The organism is Leisingera sp. ANG49 (assembly GCF_059694505.1).
The window spans coordinates 1-11,759 of record NZ_JCATZN010000022.1 but is presented as its reverse complement, the minus strand read 5'-3'; the positions used below and the strand labels follow the sequence as shown (position 1 = coordinate 11,759).

Below are 11,759 nucleotides of genomic sequence, written 5' to 3'. Positions count from 1 at the left end.
GGTCATTCGCGGGCGGCCATAGCTGCCCAAAGGCAGACGAGACTGTTCCCGGACACCTGCGAACCGGCTTCAGGCAGCAACAAATGCAATAGAAACCAGATGACTGGCTAGATCAGAGGAAAAATCAGCGGCAGGCTCTTATAGCGAAGCGCACTTAGAGAGAGATGCGCATTCACCGGGAGGGACTCACTAGCAAGCACAAAAACCCGCCGCTGAAAAGTAGTATCGAGCCAGATTAAATTACCAATCGGCCTCTGACCTTGAAACCTAGTAATTCTGATGTGAGCAATGAGACAGGCAGTCTAGGTGTTTGACCCCATGGTTTGATGGTGTGGCCTAAGTCCCAAATTTCCTCCACCCCGAGGAGAGGCTTTAGGTCTGATTTGATGGAGCTACGCCGCCAGTTTGTCCATCATCACTTTCTTAGCAAACTCCCCGGGTGTCAGGTTTCCGAGCGCCGAATGGCGGCTGTAAGTGTTGTAGTCCTCCTGCCATGCTTCCAGTGTTTCCCTGGCCTCGGCCAGGGAACTGAAGAGCGTCTCGTTCAGATGGCGTAATCGGGTCTCAGCCCCCGAATTCGCCGGTAGTCTTCTCACCGGTACTTTCATCACTGGGAGACATACGATGACTACAGTATTGTTTGCAGGGCTCGATGTCTCGCTGGGGATGACCAGCATATGCGTTGTTGATGCCGACGGCCGAATGATCCTTGAAGCGAAAACGATCTCAGATCCGGCTGACATCTGCAAGGCGCTGGCCGGGGTCGATGGCGGGTTGGAACGTGTTGGTTTCGGGGCCGGTCCACTGTCTCAATGGCTCTACAATGGCTTGATAGGTGCGGGCCTGCCTACCTTTGTATCGAATCACGGCATGCCAAGGCGGCGATGGTGGCCATGAACCGCAATAAGAACGACCGCAATGTGTCCGTCGTCAGGGGTATTGGGACAGATGGCTGCCTGAGCTAAGAGAGGATCTGGCTCATCTGGTTGTGTGATTATGCGGCGGATTTGCGGTGAAGCAAGCGCCGGGTTTCGATGGTTTTCCTTTTGATCCTTTCTCTTTGTTTCAAAATGGCCTGGCCGCGGCCGAAGTAGACGTCTGCGGGCGTGAGGTTCAGCAGGCTCTCGTGATAGCGCCGGTGATTGTAATGGTCAACGAAGGTGCCAATCTGTTGCCTGAGATCACTGGGCAGGTAGTAGTTTTCCAGCAGGATGCGGTTCTTGAGGGCCTGGTGCCAACGCTCGATTTTACCCTAAGTTTGCGGGTGATATGGCGCACCGCAGACATGATCCATCTGCTGATCTTCCAGCCACTCACCCAGTTCAGCAGAGATGTAACTCGACCCGTTATCGCTCAGCAGCCATGGCTTGTGCCGTACGGTTGCCTGATCGCAGCCCGAGGCTGCAGCGCAAGATCCAGCGTGCCGGTCACCTCACCTGCTTTCATCGTCGTGCAGAGTTTCCAGGCGATGATGTAACGGCTGTAATCGTCGAGGATCTCCGCCAGGCCTGCGTCACCCCGCACGTCGCCAGGAAGGCGCGGCATTCAGCAATCGACGGGCGCACAACCCGGCACAAAGACTATGCCCTGTCCCAGAAGCACCGCAAGCGGATCGAGGAGGCGTTTGGCTGGGCTAAGACCGTTGGCGGAATGTCCCAGACCGTCTATCGCGGCGTCGAGCGGGTGCGGTCGCGCTTCATCCTAACGCTCGCCGCTGGAAATCTCGCCCGGCTGCCCCGGTTGCTGGCGGTATGAGGCTGGATAAGGCGGCCACAGGCCTGCTTCCAGCCATCCAATCCCGAAGATCGATGAAGGAATGCATCCCACCAGGGAAAACAGCGTCCCGCTGGTCTGACTAATTCAGCGACCTGCTAGGGTCAGGATTCATAACCAGTAAATGACTAACGCCGCGAGGGCGATTGCTGACAGGAATACCTTGGGCTGCTGTTTTCCGCTGAGATCTGACCCGGGACAGGCGAAAGTTTTCATCGGGAATTGACCCATGTGTGACCGTGCCCCTGGCTTTTATCGGCAGGGGTTATTGGAGTGATCGACATGGCATTTTTGAGTGTGATCCGACGCTGGGCGCTTCGGAATCAGATGTCTATTCGGGAGATAGCGAGGCGAATGGGCCTCTCCCGCAACACCATTCGCAAGTATTTACGTTCGGGTGCTGTTGAGCCCCGGTTCCAGGTCCCGCAGCGTCCGAGCAAGCTGGACCCTTTCGCGGACAAGCTGTCTGCTTGGCTTGCCGCGGAATCGCGCAAGCCCCGCAAGCAGCGGCGCACGGTCAAGCAGCTGCCTTCGCGCGGGCATGGCGCGCGGAACGCCAGCGCATTCAGCAGTCGACAGGCCGCGGGACGTTTGTTCCTCTGGTGTTTCAGCCGGGCGAAGCCTTCCAATTCGACTGGAGCGAAGACTGGGCGATCCTCGGTGGAGAGCGCACCAAGCTCCAGGTTGCCCATATCAAGCTGTCGCACAGCCGGGCCTTCCTGGTCCGGGCCTACCTTCTGCAATCCCATGAGATGCTGTTTGACGCGCATTGGCATGCGTTCCGGGTCTTCGGCGGCGTACCCCAGCGCGGGACTTATGACAGCGGGAATTGTCCGCCATTGGTCCGAGGACAATGGACGCGCGCACAGCGGTTGACCGGGTCGGCAAAGGCAAGAACCGCCAGATCAATGCGCGCTTCCTGGCAATGGCCAGCCATTATGTCTTCGAGCCGGAATTCTGCAACCCGGCGGCGGGGTGGGAGAAAGGCCAAGTCGAGAAGAATGTCCGGGATTCCCGCCACCGGCTCTGGCAGCCGGTGCCGAACCATCCAGACCTGGCGGCCTTGAATGCTTGGCTGGAGGGCCGCTGCATAGAGCTTTGGAGCGAGATCCCGCACGGCTCGCGCCCGGGCTCCGTCGCTGACGTCTGGGCCGAGGAGACGTCCGTGCTGATGCCGTCTCCTCCAGCCTTCGACGGCTTTGTCGAACAGAGCAAACGTGTATCCGCCCATATTGCGCGCCCAGGACGAAAACTCAGGGCAAGCCTGCATGACGGTCGGCAAATCGAGCGCCATTCCGCGTTTCTTCGGGGTTTCCGAAACACGCTCTTCCAACTCTCTATCAACCGGCCCTTCCGGTCGCGAACCCTTGCATCGAAGGGGGCATCCAAACATGAATGCCGATAGGGGGGCAAATCTGGACGCTGGTTGACACCAGGTCCGGAAACCCGATCAGACGGCAGCGTTCAGGGACGCCCGCCAAACGCGGAACCGCCCCTGCCCTGTCACCTCCTGCACCAGGTTCTGCGCCTCGAACCAGGCAATGTTTCTTTGCACCGCCGCGCGGCTGGCACCGCTCAGCTTTTCGGCCAGCGGGGCTGTTACCAGCGGCCAGCTGCGGAACACCTCGATCAATCGCGGCGGTGTGCGGCCCGACAGGGATTTGGCGCGGCTGCGGGCGTCGCTCTCCCACTGGTCCAGCTGCTCAAGATGCCGCGTCGCGCGGAGGATCCCCTGATCCACCGCCTGCAGCCAGCGGTGCAGCCGCTCCTGCGGCTCGCCTCCGCCGCGCGCCCCCCCTGCCCCGCTCATCAGCACCGGCGCAAACAGGGCGCGGCCCTGCCCTGCGTCGGCCGACATGCGCGCAGCAATCACCGCGCCTTCCAGAACGTCGCCTTCAGGGCCGATCCCCGCCATCCGCCAAAGGTGAAAGGCAAAGCACGCGCGGACAAGCGGGTGCAGGGCGGATGCGGCTTTCATGATGGCATTCCACCCGGCGATCCTGCCGGACAGGGGATCTTCGCCCCGGGCGTCATGTCGGCCCAGAAACCCGGCAATATCCGCCCCCGGGCCGGGGCCACCCGACAGGCGGCGGAACGCCCAGGCGGTGCGCTGCAGCGCCGCCGTATCATCGCCCGCCGCGCTGACCCGCATCGCCAGCCACAGCCCCAGCCTGTCGGGGGAGACCCTGTCGCCGGACAGCCAGCTGAGCTCGGACGCCTCGAGAAGCGCCAGCCTATGCCGCCAGCCTTCGGGCCTGCGCCGCAACCGCTCATCCAGGGCCCCGAACCGCGCTGCCGCCTGCGCCAGATGCAGCGCCTCCGCAGCCTGCGCCTGTTCCCACTTGGCGACCTGCGCCCGCTCATTCGGTTCAGCGCGCGGCAGCGGCGGCAGAAAGTCCGGCTCATCCTCAGGTGGTCCGGGCAGGAACCACAGGTCCTCCTCCCCGGTTTCGCCGTCGTAGGGGCTTTCTTCGGCATCTGTGACGCCGCCTTTGGTTTCAAATGGGCTCCGTATCATATGTGCAAAATATCAATATTTTGCACATCACCCAAGCAAATTTCTGAACCCCGGCCGACCGCTGTCCCGGAACTGCGCTGAGCGCCACTGCACCCGCACCGGCCAGAACAAGTAAACAAGGGGGATAGGGCGAATTGCTGAAAGTTACACGCGTCTACAAACCTTCGTTTAATAGTGATAAACTAAATTGAAAATTACTCCGGATCAGGCAAACTTGTGAACGATCGCCAATAGACAGCTTCAAGAAGCCACCATGTCCTTCATCGGCTATGCCCGTGTCTCTACCGATGACCAGTCCACCGCCGCCCAGGCTGAAGATCTCCGGGCTGCAGGTTGCGCACGGGTGCATCAGGAACAGGCGACCGGACGCGACCGGTCCTGAACCGACTTTTTGAAACGCTCCGCCCAGGTGATACGTTGGTAGTCGTTCGTCTGGACCGGCTTGCCCGCTCGCTCTCCCACTTGCTGGAGGTGATCGAGGGGCTGGAGGCCAAAGGCGTCCACTTCAAGTCCCTGCGCGACCCGGTCGACACCTCCAGCCCACAGGGGAAATTCACCCTCCAGGTGCTGGGCGCCGCGGTAGAACTGGAACGCGTGCTGATCCGGGAGCGCACCTTGGTCGGTCTGAAATCGGCGCGGGCGAAGGGCCGAATCGGTGGCAATCCCGGACTGCGCAGCAAGGACCCCGGCGCCCTCCGCAAAGTACAGGCTGCCCGCGATGAGGCCCTGCTCCGGCGGCTGGAGGACAGCGCGCAGGACTGGGTTCCTGAAGTGCGCCGCCTGCGGCCCGATCTGCCGTGGGAGGACGTGGTTGGGATCATCAATGCCCGGCTTCCACCCGGCTCGCGGCAATGGTCGCGGGATAGGCTGATCCGAGCGGCGAAACGCTATGTCCGCGAAGGTTTCTTGGAAAGCCATGTCCTTGAGCGCGCCCGGCGCAGGGAGCCCGATGACCGGCTGATGACGATTGTTGCCGCCATTGCAGGCTCGGCTCCGGACATCACGCTGCAGCAGATTGCAGACCGGCTGGAGGCCATGCGCGAGCGGACACCGCGTGGGCGGGCAAAATGGTCTGTGTCTTCCGTCAAGATGCTGCTGGACCGCGCCAAGACCCGGGGCCTGATTCCGGTCGAGCGGCCCAAGTAGGATGAGCCGGAAACACAGGATGCCTCCTGCCCTAGACCTTTGGAACCTGTCCTGTCGAATTTGTTCCTAAAGAGATCTTGCCGAAAGTTTTGGCTTCATAACTATAGTCGTATGCGGCAATTCGGTTGTGTTGGCAACTAGGTGTTCAGCCCGCGTACCTGGTGGATCGGATCGGCAATGAAACTGTCTGGTTCTGAAGTCCAGACTTTGCAGTTGTATTCGTAGGACTTGAGCCCGCTAGGCTCTTGAGCCTTTGGGCGAAGTTAAAAGCGGCCATGAAATCGGCGAAGAAGGTGAGAAGTTGATCGTGGCTGTCGCAGTGGAAGCGTTTGACGGTGGCGTCCTTGATTGTTCGGTTCATCCGCTCGACTTGACCATTTGTCCACGGATGGTTGGGTTTGGTCTGCCAGTACTCGCTCCCGTTCGCTTCACACACTATGTCAAAGCGCATATGCCGGGAATTGATCGTGTTGTGGCTACGGTCTGGTCGGCGAACTAAACCCCGTTGTCGGTCAGGATCGCGTGGATCCGGTAAGGGATTACCTCCAACAGGTGTTCCAGGATTTCATATTCCGTAAGCTTGACGGCTTTCTCGACCAGTTGGGCGGCCGTTAACTTGTTGGTCTTGCTGATAGCAATGAAGAGATGGAGCTTATCCTCGGCCGTCTGTAATATCTGCGATGTCCATGTGAAAGAAGCCGATGGCGTAAAGATTAATGCGCTGACGCTTGGGTTTGTCCTCTTCGACATCCGGTAGCCGTGAGATGCCATTCTGCTGAAGGCAGTGGTGCAGCGCTGACCGGGTTAGGTGTGGGATCGAGGGCTGGAAGGCGTATAGACAATCATCCATAGGAAGGAGCGTGCGCCGACGGAAATCTACCACCAAAGCCTCGTTGAGAACGGTCGAGCGAGGTTTCTTCGGATCGGTCTTGCGATCCTCGACCGTCTCGCACTTGTGCCAATTCGCGACTGTCTTCGGGTTGATACCGAGTACTCGGCTCAATGCCGCCGCCGAAGTTTGCGATCGTTTTATTGCAGCTCGGATAGGCGTGCTTAGTCGTGGCGCCACTGTGAAGAACGTCCCATAGTGCTTCCTTCTCTTCCACAGAATGGATCGCACCTTCAAGCTGTGGGATTAAACACCTAGCTAAACAAAGTCGCTTTCAAGCGACCTGAATGCTTTCACGTGAGTGTGTAGATATCGACTGAACTTACGTCACACCACCTTTCCGGTTTACCCGGGTAAACCCTTTTGTGGACTTACCGTACCTGAGACAGAGTGTTTTTGCGGTTTTTGGTATCCACTCTCTGGAGCAAACCCTCCGGCTTCCAGCCGGGTCGAAGGTTCATTTTCCGGAGGGTAAGTGCATGCAATATGACACCGGCAAACACTGCGTTTTCTACCACCGCTACCATATCGTCCGGTCGACCAAATACCGCTACAAAGTGCTGCGCGGGGCATTGCGTCTGCGTGCGCGCGACATCTGCCGCCAGGTTTGCGCTGAGAACGGGGTCGCCATCTTGCGCGGGGTGCTGTCGAGCGACCATGTGCATATATTCGTGTCGGTACCGCCGAAACTCGCCATCTCCGATCTGGTGCGCAAGATGAAGGGCCGTTCGTCTTACCGGGTGCAACGGGAATTCCCCACGATCCGCAAGCGCTACTGGGGCTGCCGGTTCTGGGGCAGCGGGTATTTTTCAACCACCAACGGCGCCATAATCGAAGACATCGTACTTCAGTATCTGGAAAATCACATTGCCGATCCTACCGGCGCCAGCCGGTAGTCGTTCAGTTCCTAAGCTCTGAAGCGACAAAATCTGAAAGTCGAGTAATGAATGCCGTTTGACTAGATTGCGGAAGGCATCAATCTACCTCGCTAAGGTGTTACTAGCCTGAGAGACAACCGACCTGAACAGGTCTGAGGTAGTGTCTTCGAAGAAACCCCATTCACTCAATTTTGTAGGTAACGTAAACTGGAATGTTATTGATGGTTTACCCGGGTAAACTATCAAGGGATGAACAGTTGCCTACTTTCTTGGTAAGGTTCTGGATCAACCGAACTGGATCGAAGCGGCCAGTTGCAGAACCGTTAGTAAGGCTTCGCAGATAGGCACCAGGTGATCGAATGTTCTTGTGCATTTGTGTCATAGCCAAAAGAGTCAAAGTCAAGCCTCCCTGACCCAATTCCCGCTCGGCGCTGTCCAATACGTTTCGGCTCAACCCTAGCATTGGTGCGAGAAATCGCGACAACTGATGCAAATCTACCCAGTTCCGTACTGGCGACTGTGCGAAACTTAAAGCCTCGGGACAAGCTGCTAAGACGTCAGCCATAGTGAGCGAAGGTACATCCTTGTGGCCTGCCTTAGCTTTTTTTGCTTTACCAAGTGTTTCACCTTCGACCTTGGACTCTTCAGATTCAATTTTTTTCTGTATTGATCTCTGATGGTGGCGGACATTTTGACTGTCATCGGGGGACAAAACTTCAGCCTCAAGCAGGTCTTCGCCACCAGACACGGACTCGGAGCAGGGCGGGGGAGGAGTATCATCCGAGGGTGTGAACCGCCCAATGAGGGCTTCCAGTTCAACACGGTTTAGGCGGCGGCGAAGTGCGAGGCGGATGATGTTGTCTTCTTCCGAACCAATGGGCCACTGTCGCCGCAGCGTGGAAAGGCGGTCGCGCAGCAGGCGGACGCGCAGGGCCTCTTCTTCGGCCTCTGCCGCAAGCGCTGCGATCTCCCTAGCGCGTTCTAGAAGCGGACCCAGATCAAAGCCATAGGCCTGCAAAATGCTGCCGTCGCGGGCGCGGTGTACATAGCGTTTGCCGTTGGGGGATTGAGTTCGGCGCAGAAGGCCGACCTCGAGCAACCGGGCAATCTGGCGTCGCATTGTGCGTTCTCCCATGCAATTGGCTCGCTCGCAAAGCTTTTCGTTCGAGGCAAACACCACCCAGGTGCCGGTTGCCCCGCGCTCGCGGACGAAAGAGACCAGCGCTTGCAGCAGGCTGAAATGCCGGTCCTTGAGGTTAAAGGTGTCCTTGGCTACTTTGAGATTAGTGATCACGTCCCAAAACATTTGCCGTGGATCGCTGCCGTCCAGGCAAGGGAGATCGGCCGGGGAAGGGACCCCGGTTGCCGGAATAAGCTGTTTGAATGCCATCTGCTCTTCACGAGGGACCAGGAAGCCACACCTTATCCTTCCTGTACCCTGCCTAACGGCAATTTTTGGCACAAGTTACCTGTCAACCGGATGGGTTGTTGTTGACAGTTCAGAAGAGAGCGGGGTACATCTTAGGTGCAAACATAGATGGGGCTCTCTGGGATTACGGTCTTGGGGAGCTTCTCTTTTTTGATCTCCTGTATTGTGCCTCCTTGCTGGTGTTGCCTGTTATGCCTCGGGCGCCCTTTTCAGGACGCCTGTTCCTCTTGCCACTGCGCATGCAGGCGCAGCAGGGCTTCTTCTCCGTGCCGGTCAAGCCATTCAGAGAATTCCTGTTGTTTCGGGTGTGTCCGCAGAATGGTGCGTCCTCCGGTCGTAAGAACTTCCCCAATCTTGGCGCCGCCTTCCGGTGCGCGCACGGTCCGTGCCGGTTTCGGGGCAGGGGCTTCAGGTTTCTTCGGCGCCAGTTGCGCCTCCACTCGCCGGGCAAAAGCGTCGAACCGCTTGGCCGACTCCAGCTTGGCATCTGCCTCGGTCACCGGCACAGTGGCCGGGTCGATTTCATGCTCCAGTACTTTCTCCGCCAGCGCGTGCCAACGTTTCCAGCCAACACCCGGTGCTTCGCCAATCCACTCGATCACATTGCGCGGGATCGCCTGTCGCACCTTGCGCATGTGCGACAGGTGGCTCTTGCTTGCCGCTAGCGCTTCGCGGATCACCGCGGGGGCGTAGCCGGCTTCTTCTAGGTCACCCGCAAACACGGCCTTTTCGATGAAGGAAGGATCCTTACGGTGGTTGTTCTCCTGGCCCTGGGCAAGGATCGCTTCCTCATCCGACAGGGTGCGCACCAGTGCTTTGACCGGGATACCCAGCTGCTTGATCGCGGCGAGGCGGCGGCGGCCGTAGACGACCTGGTAGCGCCCGCTCAGCCGCGGATGCGGCCTGAGCAGGATCGGCACTTGCTGGCCGTGCTGGCCGATGCTTTGCTTCAGCTCCTGTAGATCGTTACCGTCCAGCTGGAACCGGTCGCGCATGCCGGTATCCTCGATCTGCTCCGGATCGATCTCCTGCACGCTGCGCTGCGCGGTTGATCGGATGTCATTTTCCAGGGCTGCTACGGGACCGCGGCGGAAGGCTTGGGGAATGGGCGCCTCGCGGGCGGCTTCGACAGGATCGCGTTCAGCCGGGGCGGCCGCTTCCTCAGCCTCGGCGCCGAATTCGGCCATCAGCCCTTCAAAGACGTTTTTGCGCGCCATCAGCTTCTCCCCCAGGCCGCCTGCACAGCGGTTTCGAATTCATCCGCCACGTGGTTTACTGATTCCATCGCTCGCTCCAGCGTGGCGCGGTTCATTTCGGCTCTATTGGCTTCGTAGAGTGTTTTTTGTGACAGGCCTGCATCGGAAACTGCAGTGGACTTCAGGAACGGTTCCGTCATCAGCCGCTGCCCGAAATGCATCCGGAGGAATGATGCCATCTGCGATTGCGGCATGTCCGAAGGTTCGTAGCGGCACAGGAGATAACGCTGGAAATCATAGTCCAGCCGCTGATCGTTGCGCTGCACCACTTTTAGAAGTGAGGTGGCCATTGTGAGATACTGGCTGAGGCTGGCCACGTCGATCATATTCGGGATCACGGTGATCAAAAGGCCGGTGGCGGCCACTAGCGCTGACATGGTGAGAAAGCCCAGCTGCGGCGGACAGTCGATGAACACCACGTCATAGCGGTCCTCGACCTGGTCGATCGCCACCTTCAGCCGAAGGTAGAAGGGCGGCTGTATGCCCTTACGAATCGCATGTGGGGTCTCTGTCTCGTATTCCGACAGGATCAGTCCGCCAGGCGCCAGATCGAGGTTTTGGAAGTAGGTCTTTCGGACCACATCTTCCATCGGGGCCGAATCCTGGTACCGCAAGGCGTCATAGATTGTGCCGGAATCTGTCAGATCGAGTTCGGGGTGCAGACCCAGCATGGTGGTAAGCGACGCCTGCGGGTCCATGTCAACTGCCAGGACCCTATACCCCTTTAGCGCGAAGCGCTGTGCAAGATGAACGGCGCTGGTTGTCTTAGCCGAGCCGCCTTTGAAGGTCGAAACCGCAATCACTTGCAAATGGTCGCTGCCTACCCGGCCGGGCAGGAACTGCAGCGGGTCCTTTGCTGTCCGCGCCATCGCTAGGCGGATGTCCTGAATGTTTTTACCGGTATAGAGCCTGTGCCCGCGCCCGTCTGTATTCACATCGGGAATCTTGCCGTCGAAATGCAGCTTGCGCAAATGCGACTGGCTCAGACCGAGCAGCGTGGCCACTTCACCCGAAGTGAACGGTCTAAGCTCTTTCTTCGCTTCCGGCGCGAAGACGTTGCGCATATGCTTGTCCAAGGACTGGCGCAGCCGAGCTTCATCCTTAAGCAGATCGTCAAAGACATCTGCCCCTGGCGGCATCCCGATAGCGGGTTCGATTTGTGCCGTCATTCACTGCTCCTTGTCCGGCCGTCTTTACTGCGGCTCTTCCGTAACGCCGAACGGCCGCTAAGCAGCTTTGTGCGTTACAGTTTCCGTGATGCCACCAAATGCCCGTTCCTTGCAAGAGATTTCCATGTAGTGATGATTGTAGTCATGTAAGCGCCTACCGCTATATCTAGTATTGTCGCGCAGCCGAGTATTATTAACGTATTGAAAGATACTAGCTTTTTGACCTCTTTAGGCGGGGTGGAGGCTGACTCCACTTGAAAACTGACGAGTACGATATAGCGGGGCACAGCGTTGGCGCGGGCCGCTTGCCTAGAAAACACTCCTTAAGCGATTCTCCTGGAGACTGCAGTAAGTGCCATAAGCTACCGCTACTAAACGAATACTGGATGAACGCTTCCATAACGCGTTCAAACCACGTGGCCGCACCTAAGAGCTTCCACCGCTCTCCGACTACATCACCTATTCTATTGATCTAAGCGCCTTTGTCTGGCCGCTACTCGCCGCTCTAGGATGCCCGTACATGAGTTCATCTCAATCAACCACTGGCAGGGCAAACAGAGCGAAACTTGACGAAAACAAGGTAGCGGTCTGACCAGTAGAATACTGAACTATCTGAAACGATAGCCGGACTGGACGTTTTTTTCATTGGCCACCTGAGAAATACAGCGGACTGGCAGAGGCCGCGGAACCGGTTGGTGTTC

Annotated in this window: 6 protein-coding genes and 6 pseudogenes; 5 read left to right on the top strand and 7 right to left on the bottom strand. The window is 58.3% G+C overall.

Translation table 11 applies throughout. The features are described 5' to 3' along the window. Positions 1-425: 425 nt before the first annotated feature. Positions 426-548 (bottom strand): annotated as a pseudogene (locus AC58NV_RS23255) (integrase core domain-containing protein); the annotation flags it as partial. Positions 549-624: 76 nt separating this feature from the next. Between AC58NV_RS23255 and AC58NV_RS23250 the strand changes: the two are divergent. Next, on the top strand, positions 625-897 hold the full coding sequence (locus tag AC58NV_RS23250) for a hypothetical protein (protein WP_497229273.1): 273 nt from the start codon (positions 625-627) through the stop codon (positions 895-897). A gap of 97 nt (positions 898-994) precedes the next feature. On the opposite strand, the pseudogene AC58NV_RS23245 reads toward AC58NV_RS23250, so the two are convergent. Then, positions 995-1,506: pseudogene (locus AC58NV_RS23245) on the bottom strand (transposase); the annotation flags it as partial. On the opposite strand from AC58NV_RS23245, the pseudogene AC58NV_RS23240 reads away from it, so the two are divergent. Continuing rightward, positions 1,489-1,755: pseudogene (locus AC58NV_RS23240) on the top strand (transposase); the annotation flags it as partial. The pseudogenes AC58NV_RS23245 and AC58NV_RS23240 overlap by 18 nt on opposite strands. Positions 1,756-2,055: 300 nt before the next feature. Continuing rightward, positions 2,056-2,998: pseudogene (istA, locus tag AC58NV_RS23235) on the top strand (IS21 family transposase); the annotation flags it as partial. Between the two features lie 225 nt (positions 2,999-3,223). On the opposite strand, the gene AC58NV_RS23230 reads toward istA, so the two are convergent. Further along, positions 3,224-4,291 carry a hypothetical protein gene (locus AC58NV_RS23230; protein ID WP_497229272.1) on the bottom strand — a complete coding sequence of 356 codons (1,068 nt, stop codon included), beginning with the start codon at positions 4,289-4,291 and terminating at the stop codon, positions 3,224-3,226. Between the two features lie 253 nt (positions 4,292-4,544). On the opposite strand from AC58NV_RS23230, the pseudogene AC58NV_RS23225 reads away from it, so the two are divergent. After that, positions 4,545-5,437: pseudogene (locus tag AC58NV_RS23225) on the top strand (recombinase family protein). A 137-nt stretch (positions 5,438-5,574) separates the two neighbouring features. Here AC58NV_RS23225 and AC58NV_RS23220 read toward each other — a convergent pair. Beyond that, positions 5,575-6,543, bottom strand: a pseudogene (locus AC58NV_RS23220) (transposase family protein). A gap of 262 nt (positions 6,544-6,805) precedes the next feature. On the opposite strand from AC58NV_RS23220, the gene tnpA reads away from it, so the two are divergent. Then, positions 6,806-7,222, top strand: a complete 417-nt coding sequence (gene tnpA / locus AC58NV_RS23215) for an IS200/IS605 family transposase (RefSeq protein ID WP_497229271.1) — start codon at positions 6,806-6,808, stop codon at positions 7,220-7,222. Positions 7,223-7,430: 208 nt separating this feature from the next. On the opposite strand, the gene repC is transcribed toward tnpA, so the two are convergent. The 3 genes from repC to repA form a co-directional block, all read right to left on the bottom strand. Next, entirely contained in the window at positions 7,431-8,594 is a 1,164-nt protein-coding gene (gene repC / locus AC58NV_RS23210) for a plasmid replication protein RepC (RefSeq protein WP_497229270.1), read from the bottom strand. A 248-nt stretch (positions 8,595-8,842) separates the two neighbouring features. Next, a complete protein-coding gene (repB, locus tag AC58NV_RS23205; RefSeq protein WP_497229269.1) occupies positions 8,843-9,850 on the bottom strand; it encodes a plasmid partitioning protein RepB in 1,008 nt (335 codons plus the stop codon). Next, on the bottom strand, positions 9,850-11,058 hold the full coding sequence (gene repA, locus AC58NV_RS23200; RefSeq protein ID WP_497229268.1) for a plasmid partitioning protein RepA: 1,209 nt from the start codon (positions 11,056-11,058) through the stop codon (positions 9,850-9,852). The genes repB and repA overlap by 1 nt, the downstream gene beginning before the upstream one ends. Positions 11,059-11,759 lie beyond the last annotated feature (701 nt).